This is a genomic window from Halalkalibacter flavus, from assembly GCF_036663575.1.
Taxonomy (GTDB): domain Bacteria; phylum Bacillota; class Bacilli; order Bacillales; family Bacillaceae_D; genus Halalkalibacter; species Halalkalibacter flavus.
Genome location: NZ_JAWRVK010000012.1, coordinates 78,290 through 96,146, shown reverse-complemented (window position 1 = coordinate 96,146; position 17,857 = coordinate 78,290). Strand labels below are relative to the sequence as shown.

22 protein-coding genes are annotated in these 17,857 nt (G+C 37.1%); 4 read left to right on the top strand and 18 right to left on the bottom strand.

The genetic code is table 11. The features are described from left to right. Positions 1-7 precede the first annotated feature (7 nt). The 9 genes from resB to SAY88_RS10315 all read right to left on the bottom strand — a co-directional run bounded on the left by resB (position 8) and on the right by SAY88_RS10315 (position 9,150). A complete protein-coding gene (gene resB / locus SAY88_RS10355) occupies positions 8-1,639 on the bottom strand; it encodes a cytochrome c biogenesis protein ResB (RefSeq protein WP_332631598.1) in 1,632 nt (543 codons plus the stop codon). Positions 1,640-1,654: 15 nt separating this feature from the next. Beyond that, complete coding sequence (gene resA, locus SAY88_RS10350) at positions 1,655-2,182, bottom strand: thiol-disulfide oxidoreductase ResA (protein WP_250094788.1); 528 nt, start codon at positions 2,180-2,182, stop codon at positions 1,655-1,657. 80 nt (positions 2,183-2,262) lie between these two features. Next, positions 2,263-2,991, bottom strand: coding sequence for a pseudouridine synthase (locus SAY88_RS10345; protein WP_332631597.1), 729 nt, complete (start codon positions 2,989-2,991; stop codon positions 2,263-2,265). 142 nt (positions 2,992-3,133) lie between these two features. Continuing rightward, entirely contained in the window at positions 3,134-4,549 is a 1,416-nt protein-coding gene (locus SAY88_RS10340; RefSeq protein WP_332631596.1) for an NAD-dependent succinate-semialdehyde dehydrogenase, read from the bottom strand. A gap of 226 nt (positions 4,550-4,775) precedes the next feature. Further along, positions 4,776-6,068, bottom strand: a complete 1,293-nt coding sequence (locus SAY88_RS10335; protein ID WP_332631595.1) for a voltage-gated chloride channel family protein — start codon at positions 6,066-6,068, stop codon at positions 4,776-4,778. Positions 6,069-6,079: 11 nt separating this feature from the next. Then, positions 6,080-6,691, bottom strand: a complete 612-nt coding sequence (locus SAY88_RS10330; protein WP_332631594.1) for a DUF421 domain-containing protein — start codon at positions 6,689-6,691, stop codon at positions 6,080-6,082. Between the two features lie 190 nt (positions 6,692-6,881). Further along, positions 6,882-7,415, bottom strand: a complete 534-nt coding sequence (locus tag SAY88_RS10325; RefSeq protein ID WP_332631593.1) for a spore maturation protein — start codon at positions 7,413-7,415, stop codon at positions 6,882-6,884. Beyond that, positions 7,416-8,009, bottom strand: coding sequence for a nucleoside recognition domain-containing protein (locus SAY88_RS10320; protein ID WP_332631592.1), 594 nt, complete (start codon positions 8,007-8,009; stop codon positions 7,416-7,418). It lies immediately after the preceding gene. Continuing rightward, the gene (locus SAY88_RS10315; RefSeq protein ID WP_332631591.1) at positions 8,002-9,150 is read right to left on the bottom strand and encodes a D-alanyl-D-alanine carboxypeptidase family protein; all 1,149 of its coding nucleotides are present in this window, start codon (positions 9,148-9,150) and stop codon (positions 8,002-8,004) included. Before SAY88_RS10315 ends, SAY88_RS10320 begins: the two co-directional genes overlap by 8 nt. Before the next feature lie 205 nt (positions 9,151-9,355). Here SAY88_RS10315 and SAY88_RS10310 point away from each other — a divergent pair, with 205 nt between their 5' ends. Further along, positions 9,356-10,069: a DUF421 domain-containing protein gene (locus SAY88_RS10310; protein WP_332631590.1), complete on the top strand. Its 714-nt coding sequence runs from the start codon at positions 9,356-9,358 to the stop codon at positions 10,067-10,069. 54 nt (positions 10,070-10,123) lie between these two features. On the opposite strand, the gene SAY88_RS10305 is transcribed toward SAY88_RS10310, so the two are convergent. Continuing rightward, a complete protein-coding gene (locus tag SAY88_RS10305; RefSeq protein WP_332631589.1) occupies positions 10,124-10,987 on the bottom strand; it encodes a DUF421 domain-containing protein in 864 nt (287 codons plus the stop codon). Positions 10,988-11,076: 89 nt separating this feature from the next. On the opposite strand from SAY88_RS10305, the gene SAY88_RS10300 reads away from it, so the two are divergent. Next, positions 11,077-11,439, top strand: coding sequence for a DUF4363 family protein (locus SAY88_RS10300; RefSeq protein ID WP_332631588.1), 363 nt, complete (start codon positions 11,077-11,079; stop codon positions 11,437-11,439). 58 nt (positions 11,440-11,497) lie between these two features. On the opposite strand, the gene SAY88_RS10295 is transcribed toward SAY88_RS10300, so the two are convergent. Beyond that, the gene (locus SAY88_RS10295) at positions 11,498-11,713 is read right to left on the bottom strand and encodes a DUF1657 domain-containing protein (RefSeq protein WP_332631587.1); all 216 of its coding nucleotides are present in this window, start codon (positions 11,711-11,713) and stop codon (positions 11,498-11,500) included. A gap of 216 nt (positions 11,714-11,929) precedes the next feature. On the opposite strand from SAY88_RS10295, the gene SAY88_RS10290 reads away from it, so the two are divergent. Next, a complete protein-coding gene (locus SAY88_RS10290; protein WP_332631586.1) occupies positions 11,930-12,559 on the top strand; it encodes a hypothetical protein in 630 nt (209 codons plus the stop codon). A gap of 60 nt (positions 12,560-12,619) precedes the next feature. On the opposite strand, the gene SAY88_RS10285 is transcribed toward SAY88_RS10290, so the two are convergent. Next, a complete protein-coding gene (locus tag SAY88_RS10285) occupies positions 12,620-12,829 on the bottom strand; it encodes a DUF1657 domain-containing protein (protein ID WP_332631585.1) in 210 nt (69 codons plus the stop codon). A 139-nt stretch (positions 12,830-12,968) separates the two neighbouring features. On the opposite strand from SAY88_RS10285, the gene SAY88_RS10280 reads away from it, so the two are divergent. Next, positions 12,969-13,634, top strand: a complete 666-nt coding sequence (locus SAY88_RS10280) for a DUF421 domain-containing protein (protein WP_332631584.1) — start codon at positions 12,969-12,971, stop codon at positions 13,632-13,634. Positions 13,635-13,686: 52 nt separating this feature from the next. Here SAY88_RS10280 and SAY88_RS10275 read toward each other — a convergent pair whose 3' ends face one another. The 6 genes from SAY88_RS10275 to spoVAD all read right to left on the bottom strand — a co-directional run bounded on the left by SAY88_RS10275 (position 13,687) and on the right by spoVAD (position 17,857). Beyond that, positions 13,687-14,493, bottom strand: coding sequence for a potassium channel family protein (locus tag SAY88_RS10275; protein ID WP_332631583.1), 807 nt, complete (start codon positions 14,491-14,493; stop codon positions 13,687-13,689). Positions 14,494-14,631: 138 nt separating this feature from the next. Next, a complete protein-coding gene (locus SAY88_RS10270; RefSeq protein ID WP_332631582.1) occupies positions 14,632-15,111 on the bottom strand; it encodes a DUF421 domain-containing protein in 480 nt (159 codons plus the stop codon). A gap of 287 nt (positions 15,112-15,398) precedes the next feature. Further along, positions 15,399-16,259 (bottom strand): DUF421 domain-containing protein, encoded by an 861-nt coding sequence (locus SAY88_RS10265; RefSeq protein ID WP_332631581.1) that lies wholly within the window; start codon positions 16,257-16,259, stop codon positions 15,399-15,401. 14 nt (positions 16,260-16,273) lie between these two features. Continuing rightward, complete coding sequence (locus SAY88_RS10260; protein WP_034631763.1) at positions 16,274-16,480, bottom strand: DUF1657 domain-containing protein; 207 nt, start codon at positions 16,478-16,480, stop codon at positions 16,274-16,276. A gap of 13 nt (positions 16,481-16,493) precedes the next feature. Next, a complete protein-coding gene (spoVAE, locus tag SAY88_RS10255; protein ID WP_332631580.1) occupies positions 16,494-16,844 on the bottom strand; it encodes a stage V sporulation protein AE in 351 nt (116 codons plus the stop codon). Further along, positions 16,841-17,857, bottom strand: a complete 1,017-nt coding sequence (spoVAD, locus tag SAY88_RS10250; RefSeq protein WP_332631579.1) for a stage V sporulation protein AD — start codon at positions 17,855-17,857, stop codon at positions 16,841-16,843. The genes spoVAE and spoVAD overlap by 4 nt, the downstream gene beginning before the upstream one ends.

Sequence of the window (17,857 nt, the reverse complement as noted above, 5' to 3'; positions counted from 1 at the left end):
TTTTAATTTAACTTTTGTTGTTTACTTCTTCTTCTTCCACCTGATCGACCGGAGCAGATAAGGATGTATCAGAGATTACGTAATCAATTTCTTTTCTTAGTGCAAGATAGTTTTTATTCGTATGACCAGCTATCCAAACCTTTCCATCTATTCGTTGGAACCAAATTCGACGGTGTGCCCAGTAAGAACCTTGAACAAGACCAATCATAAAGATAAATCCACCGATAATCAAGATAGGGAGCGTATAATCCTTCCGGACAATTAGAGCAGAGACATGCTTTGTTTCTACATCTACAAAGGTCATCTTGAAATCATTTTCCCCCATCGGTTCAAGGTTTGTCCGAATTCCAACAAAACTAACTTCTCCCTCTGGGGTATCAGGTGTAAACATCTCAAATATAAACACTGGATTATCTGGAATTTGCGAGCGAGTTGAAGGGACATTGGAGCTAGACATCACGAAGTCTGGAAAATACTCTCTTATTTCAATTCTATACCCCTCACCAAGATCATAAACGGACTCTGGATTAAATAAATCTATATCAATTTGACCAAACGTTTCACCGGTTTCTTTGTCCTCAAGTACAAAACTCATACTGTTTAATTCATGAAGCTTGTAATCAACTTGATAGAGGGCAAAATCATCAAACTTCATAGGCTCATTTACTCGTATTTCCGCTCGATCTATTTCTACTAAATCTCCTTCAGAACCAACTGCTCCTGTATTTTCTCTCTCGTATAAAACAGCGTTAGTTTGATACGTTCGAACAATCGGTCCTCCAGCTCTTTGCATCGCCTCTCCGAATACATAATCATCTTCATCGTAAAGTTCTATAATAAACTCTTCATTCCCAATATGGTACTGCCCGCCTGTAGTTGGAACGACCGTGGTTTCTCCTTCTCGAATCCACATATGCTCATCAACGTACATACCAGGAAAATAGCGCAGCATACAACCAATCAAAAAGATGATCAAACCAATGTGGTTAATATATGGCCCCCAGCGCGCAAACCTTCCCTTTTCTGCAACTAGATTCCCGTTTTCTTCAGAGATGCTATACTTTTTCTCTTTTAACTTCTTTTTTACGACATCAAACGACTCATCAATGTCTTTTACTTCAGACGTCCCAAACACACGTTGTCTTTTTAAAAAATTCGCATGCCTTGTTACCCTTTGCGTTTTTAACGCACGGTATAACGGAAAAAAACGATCAATACTAGCAATTAAAATGGATACCCCTAAACTAGCAATTAGAAGCATGTACCACCATGAACTATATAAATTGTGAAAGCCTAATTGATAATACAATTGGCCCGTAAATCCGTATTCCGCTGCATAATAATCTTCAGGTCTAACAGAAGGCGGGATGTACATTTCTTGCGGATAGATTGTCCCTAATGCTGAAGCAAGAAGAGTGATGACAATAATCCATATTCCTACTTTTACAGAAGAGAAAAACATCCAAACTTTATCTATAAAGGTTGTTGTGTACGTTTGAGACCTTCTAGCCACGCCTTCATATTTCATATCTAGTAGCTTTTCTTGTTTGTCATTCGTTCCAAGCGGCTTCCCACACGATTCACAAACAATCGTTCCACGTGGGTTTACGTGGCCGCACTCACACGTTAAATTACTCATTTCCCCACACCTCAATTATGTTCCAGGCTTAATCTCTTCCATGAAATCTCGCACCATTTGCTCTGTCATACCACCTGTGAACACTCGTACAATCACTCCATGTTCATCGATCAATACAGTTGTTGGCAACGGCCTAATTCCATATGCTTCAATGACATTTAATCCATTATCGATTGCAATTGGAAATGTTAAGCCGTGACGATTTGCAAATCGTTCAACCGTAAGTTTAGGCTCATTGGCATTAACGGCAATAATTTCGACGCCTTTCTCTTTATATTCAGCGTATAGCTCTTCCATAATCGGCATTTCTTTTACACACGGAGGACAATACGTTCCCCAAAAATTTAAGAAGACACCTTTTCCTTTAAATTCCTCGAGTTCAATACGTTCACCTTCTAAGTCATGCAATACAAAATTAACAGACAAATCCCCAGCTTTAGCCACACTCCGATCTGCCATAAAGTTGGAGTAAAATGTATAGGCAAGCGCTAACGCAATAATCGCCAAAATACTCGATCTCATTATTAATCTTTTTTGTTTCAACAACAAATCCCCCTTTCCAAAAACACCATACGCTATTTCCTCTATTATAACGTTAGAAACTGTATGTAACTATGGGAGCTTTATGACGGTTTCGTGACAGCTAATTCACGTAAATGCTTGACTTCAATAGGTTTAAGTGGTCGAACATCGCCAGGGTTCATCCCCCTTAAGTCTAAAAAGCTATACTGCTCACGCTTTAATTTCATTACAGGGTGTTCAATCGCATCAAACATACGACGTACTTGGCGATTTCTCCCTTCATGAATTGTCAATCGAATAATGGCTGTTTGTTTCTTCTTATCTATTGACATCATTTTCACTTTCGCAGGGGCTGTTTTTCCATCTTCAAGCATGATACCATTTTGTAGTTGTTTTAACTTTTCTCTCGATGGGATACCTTTTACTTTCGCTACATATACTTTTTCCATTTTAAATTTAGGATGCATAAGCAAATTAGCAAAGTCCCCATCATTCGTCAGCAAAATCAAGCCAGATGTATCATAATCAAGTCTCCCAACTGGAAACACACGTTGTTCGATTTCAAGAAAGTCCGTTACTGTTTTACGACCTTTTTCATCTTTCACACTCGATATAACACCACTTGGTTTATACAAAAGAAAATATACTGGTTCCTCTTTATCAATTGGAACACCTTCTACTTCGATTTCATCTTTGTTCGGCGTTACTTTTACTCCTAACTCACGTACTACTTTGCCGTTTACTCTTACTTTTCCATCAATGATTAATTGTTCTGCCTTACGCCGTGATGTTATTCCAGCTTGGGCAATTACTTTCTGTAACCGTTCCATCTCGTTCACCTCATGTACCATCATACTCTTCCAATAATTAATTCTCAAGCGAAAGAAATTTCAACCTATTATATAAATAGAAAACGCTATGGAGATTTGACAGCTCTCCATAGCGTTCGTTGCTCCTATCACACCATTATGTTTAAATTCTCATTGAAATATACTTCGTCTCTAGAAACTCTTCTATACCGTGATGTCCTCCTTCTCTCCCTAATCCACTTTCCTTAAAGCCTCCAAATGGAGCTTGAGCAACTGAAGGAAGAGCATCATTGACACCTACAATTCCATATTGAAGCGCCTCACTCATTCGAATCGCATTCGATAGATTTTGTGTATAAAGGTAAGCTGCTAAACCGAAACGAGAATCATTGGCACGCTCTATCACTTCATCAATTGTGGAAAAAGTAGAAACTGGTGCCACTGGGCCAAATGTTTCTTCCATCATACAAATCATTTCATCAGTCGCCCCAGCAATAACCGTTGGCTCATAAAACAATCCAGCAATCGTCTCTCCACCAATTAATACTTGAGCCCCTTTATCTTTTGCATCCTGAACCTGCGCAACGACTTTCGCAACCGCATCCTCATTAATTAGCGGGCCGATGTCATTTCCATCTTGCAAACCATCGCCGACCGATAAATTTCTCACTTTATCAATAAACTTTGCTAAAAATGGTTTAACAACATCTTCATGTACATAGATTCTGTTAGCGCATACACAGGTTTGCCCAGCATTACGGAACTTTGAAGAAATTGCCCCTTCTGCTGCTAAATCCAAATCAGCATCATTCATAACAATAAATGGCGCATGTCCACCTAATTCTAGAGATAATTTCTTTACTGTATCAGCCGCTTGTCTCATCAGAAGCTTACCGACTTCAGTTGAACCAGTGAACGTCACTTTTCTAACACGCTCATCACTCATCCATGTTTGGCCAATTTCTTTCGGGTCACCAATAACTACATTAATTACACCCGCAGGAATTCCAGCCTTCTCAGCAAGTTTAGCTAAATATAAAGCCGTTAGAGGCGTTTGTTCCGCTGGCTTAATCACAGCCGTACAACCAGAAGCAAGTGCCGGTGCTATTTTTCTTGTAATCATAGCAGCCGGAAAGTTCCATGGTGTAATCGCAGCAATAACACCAACAGGTTGTCTATGAACAAAAAGTCGTTTATTCGAAGCCGAAGCTGGAATCGTTTCTCCGTAAATTCGTTTTCCTTCTTCTGCATACCAAGATAGAAAGCTATTGGCATACCCTACTTCTCCGATTGCTTCCTTTAAGGGTTTTCCTTGTTCCGCTGTCATTAACTTGGCAATCTCTTCTGTTTCCTCTTTAATTAATTGATGCCAGTTCATCATCAATTCACTACGTTCATTCGCGGTTAGAGTAGACCATTTTGAAAAGACTTCGTGAGCCGCATCAACGGCACGTTCTGCTTCTAAAGCTCCCCCTTTAGGTACTTTCCCAACTAACTCACCTGTAGATGGATTTATTACATCTATTTGCTCATTGAGTGAAACCCATTCACCACCAATGAATAGCCCCCATTTGTTCATGTTGGTTCTCCTCCTTTACTTAATACGTTCTTGTCTTTCTCTTAATGAAATTTTTACCATAGATTACTAGTCAAAGCAAGATTTTCAACTCTAATAAGCACTAGAGTTGCTCCCCTTCACTAATTCAGATTTAGAGGCCTCCATAATATTTGAATTTTACTAAGAGGCACCCATTCAAAAAGGAGAAACGCTACTGCAACATTATTCAAACAAATAAAAAAAGAGTCTATGATTTTTTATTTTGTTCAATATTATTAATCGACTCTCCCGTTGGAATACTAAACAATCTGCTTTTTGGCTCATATATAGTTTGAGAAGGCCAAAGTCCATGATGCCCCGAAACAATATAACTTGTTAGACAAGCAAGAAAAAAATACTCTATTCCTTTTCCATCAAACAACTCAACAGCCAACAAAAACGCTGCAATGGGAGTATTAGCTCCTCCAGCAAATGTAGCAATCATACCAATTCCAGCAAGGAAAGAAAGTGGCAAATCAAAAAGACCGTAAAGGGCATTTCCTAAAGTTGCCCCCATAAAGAATAAAGGGATTGCTTCTCCTCCGACAAAGCCGGTTCCTAATGTAACTGCAGTAAATACGAGTTTAGCTAGAAAGGCAAAAGGAGGGACTTCTTCTTTAAAAGATTGTTCCAACATATCTAATCCACGTCCGTTGTAGTCTACTGTACCTAATATTATAGTTAACACTACAATAATAATTCCCCCTACACACGCTCTTACCATATGGTTTTTCTTTGTGTATTTTTCAGAAACTTTATGAATCCCGTGCCTCAATTGACAGTATAGAACACTTAGAAGACTAAAAATAATGGCTAATAATATTACTTTACTAAATGAAAATACGGAGTGCTCTGGAACTGTTTGTATAATGAATGATTCATGCTCTACTCCCCAAGCTTTTTCAGTTATATAATGACCGACAAAACTTGCTACAAGACAAGGTACAACTGCATCATATTTCATTTTTCCTAAAGTGGTCATTTCCATTCCAAAGATTGCTCCTGTTATTGGAGCTCCAAAAGCTGCCCCAAAGCCAGCACTAATTCCGCTCATCAACAAAATTTTTGTATCAATTAGATTTACTCTGAAGAAGCGATTTATTGCTTCAGCTGCACTCCCCCCCATTTGGATGGCAGCCCCTTCTCTTCCAGTCGATCCCCCAAATAAAATTGTAATAAATGTTCCCAAATAAACGAGAGGACCTAACCTTCGTAACATCTTCGTTTTTCCATGAACCCCTTCTATTACGAGATTATTTCCTTTATATAAATCCTTCCCAGCTTTCCTGCCGTAGTTCATATAGATATAACCCAGAACTAGCCCACCTAAAGGGAGGAAAAAAATAAGCCATGAATTTTTTTCTCTTGTATCTCCCAGTAAATCATTTGTATGTAAAAGAATAGCCGTTGTCGATCCTATGATTATCCCAATGACAGCCCCTAAAACGATCCATTTTGAAAGGGTTAAAATCAACGTTTTAGACTTTAGTACTACATTCATACGTTCTCCCCTCATTTCAAATGCTTTGGATGTTCAATTTTATGTTCTTTATTTTTCACTTCCGTAAATAAGTTCGGCGGTTCACTTGATTGGGTGATTGGCGTTTGTATAGCTGAATTAGGCATGTTCGTTTGAAGTAGAGATAGTAGCATTTGAATATCCTCTTTAGTAGCATATTGCTTTTCAGGTTTTAGCATATATCCTAATTGACCATTTGATTCAATTGTTGCCCACTGAAGGTCACTTATTTTCTGGATTCCCAGCTGTCTCATTCTAACCTCAAGCATATCAACAGTTAACCTTAGTTTTTTTAGGTTTTCTTCGTTTAATTTTCCGTCCTCTACGACAATAACCGATTTGCTATAAAAAAAGCACTCAAGAACATCAAATTTCAACACGATATATTCGATGAAAAGAAGCGTTAGGACAAGTAATAATGTAATTAGCATAGTAATCCATATATTCCTATCACCTACAGGCTGAATAATTAATGAGCCTACTGCTACCATCATGACCGTTTGTGCGACCGTCAATTGAGAGATCGACTTTCTGCCCGCTAAACGTAATATTAATACTCCGCCAAAAACAATAACAATTGCTTTCCAAATAAAATGTAAATCCAACTAGAATGCCCCCTTAGTTTACCCCCTTAGTTTACCCTTATTTATGTAAAGAACAGGGTCTAACTTTACCTTTTAGCTTTTGTTATTATGTTTAAAACCATCCCACCGTTCTATAAACTCATCTCACAAAAAAATGCTTCACTTCAACTAAGAAGCAAAGCATTATATCGTATTTTAATTTCAAATATTATTACACTCCAAACACGTACGTTACAATAAGAATAGAAGCAATGATCCCAACAATATCAGCTAACAAACCTACCTTCAATGCATCTCCCATCTTTTTAATTCCAACTGCTCCAAAATAAACTGTTAACACATAAAATGTCGTATCTGTACTACCTTGCATTGTTGATGCAAGTCTTCCTATAAAAGAATCTGGTCCATAAGTAGCAATTAAATCAGATGTCATCCCTAAAGCACCCGTTCCAGAAATCGGTCGAATCATTGCCAGTGGAACGATTTCTGAAGGGACACCAATGGCCTGAAGGGCAGGCTTCATCAATTCGATAATAAAGTCCATTGCACCTGAGGCCCGAAAAACAGATATAGCCACGAGCATCCCTACTAGATAGGGAATGATAGAGATCGCCATCCCAAAACCTTCTTTTGCTCCTTCAACAAATGTTTCATATGTTGGTACCTGCTTGTACGTTCCATACATAAGGACAAACGCGATTAAGACAGGAATAAACCAAATCGAAATGACTGTGATCCATTCCATCTAGACACGCCCCTTCCTCACTCGCCTAAAATAAAAATACCGATCGATTAATATCGCACCAATTGTCGAACAAGTCGTTGCTACTAGAGTCGTCCCGACAATTTCTGTTGGTGATACAGACCCATAACTCATTCTAATGGAAATCACCGTTGTTGGAATTAATGTAATACTAGCCGTATTAATTGCAAGTAACGTAATCATCGATCGACTAGCTGAGTCTCGTCCCCCATTTAATTCTTTTAGCTGCTGCATCGCTTTAATCCCCATAGGAGTTGCGGCATTTCCCAACCCAAAAAGGTTAGCTGTCATATTCGATAAAATATAACCCATGGCCGGATGGTTGGCCGGAACTTCAGGGAATATTCTAGTAGCAATTGGACGCATAAGCTTAGCAAGAACTTTTAAAAGTCCTCCTTCTTGTGCAATCCTCATTAAACCAAGCCAGAAGACGAGGATGCTAATCAAACCAAGACAAATGGTCACAGCATCCTTCGCCCCAGCAAAAATGGCTTCATTCACTTCTTCCATTCGACCATTTACTGCCCCAAAGGCAATTCCAATGACAAGCATCGCTACCCAAATTTTATTAATCACTACTTCTCACCCCAATGGTTAAAGAAAAAAGATCGAGAAAGCGGGTCCAAAATCCTTTCTTTTCTTCTATTTCGGGAGGGTCGTATAACAATGGGACCTGCCCAATTTCTTTGTTATTAATAAATAATTCTACCTTGCCCACAGGTTGTGGTGGAATGTAGTTATTCTTTCGTTCCTCACTAGGTGGTTTATAAAGAGTTACCTCTTTAGAGAGGGCTTCTTGTTCAGATTGTGACAATGGATATTTAAATGAGTAAGGTGCAGATACATGATCCTTATAAAATTCATCCTCAATACCTTCTTGAATTCCTTCTTCTACTAACACTTCTAAGTCATAGGTTTCAAACGCCCAGTTGAATAAGTTCATATGATCATGCCAATCACTAGGTGCATTTAATGTTACAGCGATCAATTTCTCATCATCTTTCTCCGCTGTTGATACAAGAGTACGCTTTGCTCGTTTTGTATAACCGGTTTTTCCCCCTGTTGAGTATTTGTAAAGTTCGGTTAAGAGTCTATTCTTATTGTGCCAAACACGGATTTGCTCTCCTTCTGAACGGTAATTTTTCGTTGAGGAAATGTCACGATACATTTGATTGTCCATTGCATATTGTGTCAGCAATCCCATATCATAGGCAGAAGAATAGTGATCTTCATGGTCATCAAGGCCATGTGGATTTTGAAACATCGTATTATTCATTCCTAACTGCCCAGCTTTTTCGTTCATTAAATAAACAAACCCTTCAAGGCTACCACCAACATGTTCGGCGATTGCCACTGCTGAATCGTTGCCGCTACGAAGCATGAGTCCATAAACGAGATCCTTCAGTTTAATCTCTTCTCCTGCGCGTAAATAAATAGAAGATCCTTCTGTTCCTTCTGCACGGGAAGATACTTTTACCATCTCTTCCATTTTTCCTGATTCAATCGCAAGGATAGCAGTCATGATCTTTGTAATACTTGCAATTCTAAGTGGCTCATGTTCGTTTTTCCCATATAAAACTCGTCCCGATTCCTGCTCAATTAGGACAGCAGCCTGTGCAGAAACCGAGAAATTACGTTGCTCTGCGTTTGCATGAAGTGGCAAAATTGGAATAACCAATAAGATAGCAATGACGATAAGTCCAAGTTTTTTTCCCATTTTCTGATCCCCGTCCTGTCATTATAATGTTATCTCCTGATGAGACACATTACGTGCCTGTCTTTTTTCATCTCTTATTAGCCAAGTCTATGCAGGACAACCAATGATATGACAATGACCTTCGGAATCATAAACGAACTTGTTTATCTTTATAAGATTAGGAAATAATGAATAAGACTATCTAAATGAGAAGGACGAGTAAAATATGTTATTAGAACTTGCTAATATTTTTGGTCGTATCTTAACTATTTTCCCGTTATTGCTAGCAATGACTTTATTCATGGGAAAAAGGTCTATTGGGGAAGTACCTATCTTTGATTTTCTCATTTTTGTTACGCTTGCAAGTGTTACAGGCGCGGATTTAGCTGATCCTTCTGTCAGTCATATTCATACAGCTTTTGCGATCGTCGTTATTGGTTTTTTCCAAAAAGCGATCGCAAAACTATCCATAAAAAAACGAAAATTCGGGAAGTTTATCACATTTGAGCCAACGGTAGTCATACGAGATGGACAGTTATTAGTCCATAATTTACAATCGATTCAGTATTCTATCGACAATATATTCCAGCTACTCCGTCAGAAAGATGTTTTTGATATTAATGAGGTTAAGATTGGTGTTATTGAAGCTAATGGGGAGCTTAGTGTCCAAAAGAAGCCTGAGAGCTCCTCTCCAAGCATTGAAGATTTAGGGATTAAAAAGAAGAGTAGTGGAATTTCCTATCCCATTATTATTGAAGGGAATTTTCAAGAAGAAATTTTAACAGAACTCGGTGTAACAAAAGAATCCATTCGGTTGCGTTTGCATAACGAGGGAATTGCAAGAACTGAAAGTATTTTTCTGTGTACAATAAATAATGAAGGAGAACTGCACCTTTCATACACAAATAAAGACGACAAGTATCAACGAATTCAGCACTGAAATTCTTCGATTTATAGATGTTCCCACCCCTGGGAACATCTTTTTTATTGTCCTTTACTCTTTTAAATATCCACTCATATCGTCTAACAATTTATCCATTTGTTTAGCATACCCTTTGTACATTTCCTTTGCAGTTGCATTTTCTGTTTGCAACGAAAAGTTAACTAAATTAGCTTGAAGCTGCTTAATATTTGCTGCTACTAATAGCTTTTGTTTGATTTGTGGCATTTTTATTGTATCGTTATACAAGTCAATATACACATTTCCCATCGAATCAATTTGAGCAACGAATACATCAGAAAAACTCTTTGCTCCCTGTTTCATTATTTCACCAAGCAGCCATTCTTTCGTATAACCATATTCACTTAAACTTCTTTCCATCACATTCCCATCTATTATGACAATTCGCGGTTCACGTTCCCGTTCAACAACTTTTCCGATATCCTTTGGAGTTAATGGCTGCAACTCGCTTTTTTTCATAACACTTATTTGTCCATTTTTCTCCATAACAGCTGTTTCAATATCGGAAAGTTTAAAGAAATCTTTTTGACGTAGACTAATCATCATTTCATCTACCGTTAAATTCTCTTTTTTTAGATTTTCTTCAAGGATTTTTCCGTTTTTAATTAAAATGGTGGGATGACCTTCCGTTACTGTCCGAAAGCGAAATGACTTCAATTCAATCTTAGAAATTACAATTGGAATGATAGCCCAGATTAGCATTCCAAGAAGGAAGTTAGACATTCTCACCTCAGTTCCAAACGTTAATTCCGCCGAAATACTCCCGATTGAAATCCCTACTATATATTCATAAAATGTCATGTCTCTGAGATGTTTCTTTCCCATCAACCTAGCTAAAAAAAGCATAAAAAGAATACCGGTAACACCTCTAATTAAAACCGTTTCTAACTCTGTCATTATCCCACCTCTTATTCTAAGGAAAGCGTACTTTTTTTATTATTGGGTAAAGTAAGAGTAAGCATACTATAGATATAAGGAGAACTAATATGGGTAAAAGAATCACTTTTATATTGGGACTATGTCTGGTTTTCATGACGATTTCAGGCTGTAATGTTGGGGATTTTGTTAAAACGGAAAAAGATGAATTATTATTCATCAAAATTTCAGAGCTACAGCATTTGATTGAAAAAGAAGAATGGGACAATGCCCTCGAAAACATTAGAGAATTCGAAAATACATATTCAAAGCGAAAATGGAAGGTACAGCTTTTAGCTGCACTAGATGATTATAAAGACATTGAATTAGAAGTTGAATTGTTGAAAGAAAATGTGAAAGATGAGGATCAAGTAGAGAGCTTAATACGGTTAAGACAAATTCACTATCGGATGAATTTTATCTATAACATGTAAAAAGGACCCAGGGCCAGCTCAAAACCTTGAGTTAGCCCTACATTTAATGCTAGTAACTTCAAACTTCTGAATCCATTTTAAAACTTGGTTCTTCCTGCTCAATTTGCTCCATCCGTGTTTCAAGTCCATCAATAATTTCTTGAATCTGTGTCGCAGCTTTGGCATACTTTTCTTTGGCCATTTCATCTTTCGTTTGAAGTGCAAATGTTTCAAAATTTGCTTGTACACTTTTGGCATTGGCTAATGCTTGTCTAACCTGTGTTCCTACTGTCACTTTTATCTCCTCCTTCTCGAGCCATGACTATATATTTTCCTCCTATGATCATTTTATTTACTATGGAGATTAGGCCTTTACCTATGCCTTTGTGTTTTTGATAGCCAAAATTCATGTGAGCTTTGTTGACATAAAACTAAACTAATTTTCCAGAATAATGTTGCCTTTTTGATCATATAGGTAGATAAACTTAGACAGGCATTAGGGGGGAATAAAGTGCCTTTCCTATATGAAAATGGGTGGATTTTATTTATTCTTTCAGAAGGGCTTACTTGGTTAGCGGCACTATTGTTTTTTATTTGTCGTTACAGGTTGAAATTAGATCGTGTTAGTCAGTGGTGTTTGACACTCATTATCCTATGTACTCTTTTTCAAGGCTTATTAGCTGGCATTAACTACTATTTCACAGGCAAAGTTTCTTTTTTTCAAATCGTTATTATACTTTTTATTATTTATGCAAGCACTTTAGGAAGCGCAGATTTTAAACGCATGGATCAATATATACAAAACAAATTTGAAAAACATCGTAAGTTACTTAATACAGTTGAAAAAATCGATCACCTCAGGCCCTATATAAAGTTTCGGCGACAGTTATTTTTCATACATACCATTGCTTTTATTGCTATACACATTGCGTGGTTCGCCATAGATATCAACACATCAAATAGTTTACCTGCCTATCAATTGTTTTATTTTAATGAATGGCTTCAACACCCGCACCAAGGATTGTTTCATAGTCCAGTTTTCAATATCATTAGTTACATGTGGAGTATTGTCTACCTCTTTGATGTATATATTTTTTTGATTTATACGTTCCTTTCGTATAGGCTGCTAAATAACCAGTAAAGTAAACTATAAGAAAAGCCACAGAAGGTACCTGTCGCTTTTCTTATACTTATCTTCATTTTATTGATTTTGGTTAAATTGCGGTTCTTCTTGAAGGACTTGATCATAGCGAGTTTCTAATTGTTGTACAATGTTTTTTTGTTGCTGGGCTAGCTGTTTGAACAATTGTTTTGCTTGCTGATTTTCCGTTTCCAAGCTGAACTGTGTCAAGCTTGCTTCAACACTTTGGGCAGAAGCTAAAGCTTGTTGAATCTGCGTTTGAACAGTCATTTCATTTTGCCCCCTAAGTATAAATTAATGATGGTACAAGCTTAATATGGTTTGAAAAATCGTTTCTATACAAACTTTAAATAATGTGTGCTGCAAAAGAACATAATAGTAATTAAAGATTACAAAAAGGTTTGATCTAATGGTACTTGAGACTTTAAAATTGGCTGGATTATTTCTTTTAGTTTTTATTGTTATGCGTCTACTTGGCAAAGGACTATTATCACAGTGGACAGCCTATGATTTAGTAACAGTTATTTTTCTATCTTATGCAGCATTGGGAGCCATCAAGGTTCAAAGCTTCTTTCATGCGATAATATGTATTACCTTGATTGGATCTCTTTATCTTACATTATCTAAATTAAGCCTCTACGAAGGACTTAGTCGTTTCACTATTGGCGAACCAACCATATTAATTAAAAATGGTGAAATTGTTCAAAAGAATTTGAAAAAAGTTCGCTATTCTATAACGGAACTATTATCAACGATTCGTACATTTGGATACCCAGTAATTGAAGAAATTGAATATGCTATTTTAGAACCAAATGGTCATATAAGTGTTATTCCTAAAAATAATTTACGTTATCTAACTCCGAGAGACTTAGACTTAAATCCTGAATATACAGGGTTACCAATAACTGTTATTGCTGAAGGTAAAGTGAAATATGAAAGCCTGACTTTTATAAATAAAACAGAAGAATGGTTACTTTCAGAATTAGAACATAATGGATACTATAGCTTTAATACTATTTTTTACGCATATGTTAGAAGTCATAACCATTCATTATCAATTTATCCATATAAATAAATCTAGGCTTGGCTGGTAGTTCAAAAAAGCACTTGTAAAAAAGTTTTAAATTTTACGTTCTCACAATATCATGCTGCTTATGTAAGGCTGTTTTCGCCATTAAGTTAGAAAATGGCTTATTAGATAAAATGAATTCGTTTATACAATCAAGGTTCGTATTAGTAATATGGTCTTCATCAGAAATTTCTGCAATAATGTATAGGTTGGACTTTTTTTGGTTTGCCAATTGTTTAATCGTAGATGCAATTAACAAAGTCTTTCCATCAGCTGCGATGTTATCCATTATATTATCAGGTCCAAAAATACATACCGATTGAGCACCAAGCACATTGGCTCTTTTAAGAGTATCAATCTTTGTAGCACTCCCTTTAACGTAGTGAACGTTGGGATCATTTATAGGTGAATTATTTAATTGATCAATTAATACAATATCAATATTTTGATGCAGATTTAACAACTCACCAATTGTTTCTTTAGCTTTTTGCGACCAATTTATCAACACCATATGATCTTTTCCTGAATACCCCATTATTTCTTTCTCCTTTGATTCTTCATAGTTATTTACTAAGTCAACCCACTTAGTAATAATAATAGCAAAAAAACCTACCCCAAAAAGGTACAATATAACAGTATAAAGTTTTCCTAAGATTGTTTTAGGAATATAATCACCGAAACCAACTTGCGATACAGTAGTCATTACAAACCAAAATCCGTTAAATGGATTTTTATATTCATTCGGCTCTAATAGATAAATAATAAAGGAACTCAAAATAAAAAAAATAACACCCATTAATAATAGTTTCCAGTGTTTTATTTTGATTGTTTTATGAAGTACTTTTTTAATGAGTGCAAATAACATTATAATAGCTCCTTGATGTTCCAATTATAATTTTGACAAGAATACGGCACATATCTGCCCTGCAGATAGAATTCTGATTTCATTGACTTTTTTTGTTAAGAGGAAGCTAGGTAATACAGGATCAGCAAATTTAAACGTTTAAGGATTCTCCTTGTTGGTCACGTCCTGATTTGGTTTAGCAAATACACTAAACTTACCATTGGGTTCTAGAATAACCTGTTGCACTTCGGAAACAGACTTATATCCTTTCACTCGCAATTCCTCATTTAATTCATTTTTGCTAACCCTTGCTTTTCGTAACCCATTCATAACAAATGAACCATTTTCAATTACTTTGATAGGTTTACCAGAAACAATTCTCTCAAAGATGATACTTTTTAGAGACAGCCAGCTAATGACAATTTGAGCTATAACTAGTGCAAAAATAGCTATGGCTGCAATCCATGGATTTAATTCAGGATCTGCCAATGGTTTAGCGATTAACGCACCTATGGCAATTGCTACAACCAGGTCAAAATCAGTTAATCTGCTAACTGCTTGACTTCCCATGAAGCGAAATGCCGTTAATCCAATTACAAACATACCTAGTGCTTTAGTAAATGAAATAATGTATTCCAATGCTTCCTCCCCTTTCGAAAATATAATTATACATCAATAACAGTCGACTAATTTTATTTTCATTATCCCCAAATAAGCATAATAAACTCTCAATGTTGAAAGAATTTTTTAGTACGGACAGAAAATTAACCCTCAAGGAATGGTTTGCGATTCAAATATAGAGCAATATTTCTATTTTATAACGAATAATAAATTGCATAATCAAAAACCTTTCGTAATCATTTATAGAAACGAAAGGTTTTCGCCATATAGTAATATTTTCTTACAAAATAGATCATTAAATTATTTTACACTTTTGTAAATGGAGAAACATTCTCATGAACTTGCTTCATTTGTTCCGCACACCAATTATAGCTCTTTTTCGCTTGAGGATTTTCCGTATCAAGAGTAAATGTCTCTAAATCAGCTATAACACTTTTTAAGTTTGCTTCTAACATAGGTAGTTCGGTGGGCTGTGGAACTTGCAGAACATCATCAAATAAATCGATTGTTAATTGACCGTATTCATCAATTTGAGCCATAAATACATTCTCAACTATTGCATTCATTTTTTCTAATTCTGCCTTTAACCATTCTTGGTTTAACCCTCTTGTTGCTAATGGTTCATGTAACACCTTTCCATCCATAATAACGGTTTCTGGTTCCTTGATTGGGGCTACTTGATGATCGAGCATTTTCGCTGTAATCGGCTGTTGTTCTTTTTTTACAAGAACATTTAACTCACCATTTCCTTCTAATACAGCAAATTCAACGTCTGCCACTTGAAAAACTTGTTTCCCTCTTAGTTTTCGTAACAATTCATCCGTGGATAAGTGCTGTTTCTTCATATTGTCTTCTAGAATCTTGCCATCCTTCATAATCGGGATTCCTTTTCCATAAATAGCCGATCTGAACGAAGCATTTTTAACGCTAAGCAGCATGATTCCAATTGCGCCCCCAGCCCAGATTAGTAAAGCAACTAATAAATATCCAATTGGGATGGCTAGTTGAATCGAACCAATAGCTAGGATCACGGCTACTGAGGCGATCAAACCAAATTCTAACTGTGAGGCCTCACCTAAGGGTTTGCGAACGAAAAGCCGCGCAATGGCAATTAATAATAGAAATCCAACAAAACTTCGTAGCGCAACTTCAACCCATCCTAGCATTTAGACCTCCTCCTTTATGTTTGTTGATAAGTTGGTTCATCAAATTCAATTTGACCCTTTCTTTTTTTAATTTCTTGAATAACTGTTCTTGTTTTTAAAGCACCTTGGTGAAATGCTTCACGAGCTTTCGGCTCCTTTGTTTTCAATGCGAGCGATGTCAATGTGGCATCAATGGACTGTAATGAGATAAGCAACCCTTGAACTTTGCTTCCAACTGTCATGAATCATTCTCCTTTATCCTTTTGGTCTAAATACTAAAGAAGCGAGAAACCCAAATATAATTGCTGCTGAGATCCCCGCGCTTGTCACCTCGAAAATCCCTGTTAGGACACCAACTATCCCATTCGCTTCAGCTTCAGCTATCGCTCCATGTACTAGAGCATTCCCAAAGCTTGTTATTGGAACGGTTGCACCTGCACCTGCGAAATCAATTAGTGGTTCATATAGTCCTAACCCGTCTAGAACGGCACCAGATACGACAAGTGTACTCATTGTATGTGCAGGGGTTAATTTAAACACATCCATTAACACTTGTCCGATGACACAAATTAGTCCTCCAACAACAAAGGCCGAGATAAAAATCATTGCAGGCCACCTCCTGCTTCAAATGAAACAGCGTGTGCGATACACGGGATCGTTTCCTTTTGCTGAAAAGACATTGGTGATAATAGGGCTCCAGTTGCCACGATTAAGATTCGCTTTAGTTCGCCTTTTTTCATGCGGTTTAACAAATGACCATACGTTACTGAAGCAGAGCATCCAGCGCCGCTCCCACCAGCAAGAACTGGCTGTCCTTCCCGATAAATCATCAATCCACAATCTTGAAACGTATCTTCAGGTAGCTTTAGTCCCTTTTCTTCAATTAACTCTTTTGCAATTGGAAGTCCAACCTTTCCTAAATCACCTGTTGCGACCAAGTCATAATAATCAGCCGGTAAATCCCGATCACGGAAATGTGAAACAATCGTATCAGCTGCTGCTGGAGCCATTGCTCCCCCCATGTTAAACGGGTCGGACAGTCCCATATCAATTACTTTCCCTATCGTAGCCGATGTAACAACTGGTCCATTCCCAACGGTGGAAACCAAAGCAGCCCCTGATGCTGTCACTGTCCACTGGGCTGTAGGTGGCTTCTGCCCTCCATATTCTGTTGGGTACCTAAATTGCTTTTCTGTCGCAGCATTATGACTCGAAGCTGCTGCAATAATTCGCTCGGCCCCTTTTGCATTAATAATAAATGAAGCTAACGCTAATCCTTCCATTGATGTTGAACAAGCACCAAACAATCCAAAATAAGGAATTGCTAATGTACGTCCTGCAAAGCTAGATGGAGTAATTTGATTTATCAGATCCCCAGCAAACATAAATTGAATATCTTCATTTCTTAGCTGAGCTTTTTCAATAGCTCGTGACACAGACTCTTCAACTAATACCTTTTGCGCTTTTTCATAAGAATCTTGCCCAAGCCATAAATCATCATGTAATAAGTCAAAATCATCTGCCAATTTCCCGCCTGCTTCAAAAGGGCCACCAACAGTACCAGTTGACAAAATAACAGGTTTGTTTTCAAACTCCCATGTTTGATGACCTTGTAACAT

Bases quoted from the DNA above. Each gene is read 5' to 3' on its own strand.
- resB (WP_332631598.1), bottom strand. From the start codon at position 1,639: ATGAGTAATTTAACGTGTGAGTGCGGCCACGTAAACCCACGTGGAACG.
- SAY88_RS10345 (WP_332631597.1), bottom strand. From the start codon at position 2,991: ATGGAACGGTTACAGAAAGTAATTGCCCAAGCTGGAATAACATCACGG.
- SAY88_RS10340 (WP_332631596.1), bottom strand. From the start codon at position 4,549: ATGAACAAATGGGGGCTATTCATTGGTGGTGAATGGGTTTCACTCAAT.
- SAY88_RS10335 (WP_332631595.1), bottom strand. From the start codon at position 6,068: ATGAATGTAGTACTAAAGTCTAAAACGTTGATTTTAACCCTTTCAAAA.
- SAY88_RS10325 (WP_332631593.1), bottom strand. From the start codon at position 7,415: ATGGAATGGATCACAGTCATTTCGATTTGGTTTATTCCTGTCTTAATC.
- SAY88_RS10315 (WP_332631591.1), bottom strand. From the start codon at position 9,150: ATGGGAAAAAAACTTGGACTTATCGTCATTGCTATCTTATTGGTTATT.
- SAY88_RS10310 (WP_332631590.1), top strand. From the start codon at position 9,356: ATGTTATTAGAACTTGCTAATATTTTTGGTCGTATCTTAACTATTTTC.
- SAY88_RS10305 (WP_332631589.1), bottom strand. From the start codon at position 10,987: ATGACAGAGTTAGAAACGGTTTTAATTAGAGGTGTTACCGGTATTCTT.
- SAY88_RS10300 (WP_332631588.1), top strand. From the start codon at position 11,077: ATGGGTAAAAGAATCACTTTTATATTGGGACTATGTCTGGTTTTCATG.
- SAY88_RS10285 (WP_332631585.1), bottom strand. From the start codon at position 12,829: ATGACTGTTCAAACGCAGATTCAACAAGCTTTAGCTTCTGCCCAAAGT.
- SAY88_RS10280 (WP_332631584.1), top strand. From the start codon at position 12,969: ATGGTACTTGAGACTTTAAAATTGGCTGGATTATTTCTTTTAGTTTTT.
- SAY88_RS10275 (WP_332631583.1), bottom strand. From the start codon at position 14,493: ATGTTATTTGCACTCATTAAAAAAGTACTTCATAAAACAATCAAAATA.
- SAY88_RS10265 (WP_332631581.1), bottom strand. From the start codon at position 16,259: ATGCTAGGATGGGTTGAAGTTGCGCTACGAAGTTTTGTTGGATTTCTA.
- SAY88_RS10260 (WP_034631763.1), bottom strand. From the start codon at position 16,480: ATGACAGTTGGAAGCAAAGTTCAAGGGTTGCTTATCTCATTACAGTCC.
- spoVAE (WP_332631580.1), bottom strand. From the start codon at position 16,844: ATGATTTTTATCTCGGCCTTTGTTGTTGGAGGACTAATTTGTGTCATC.
- spoVAD (WP_332631579.1), bottom strand. From the start codon at position 17,857: ATGTTACAAGGTCATCAAACATGGGAGTTTGAAAACAAACCTGTTATT.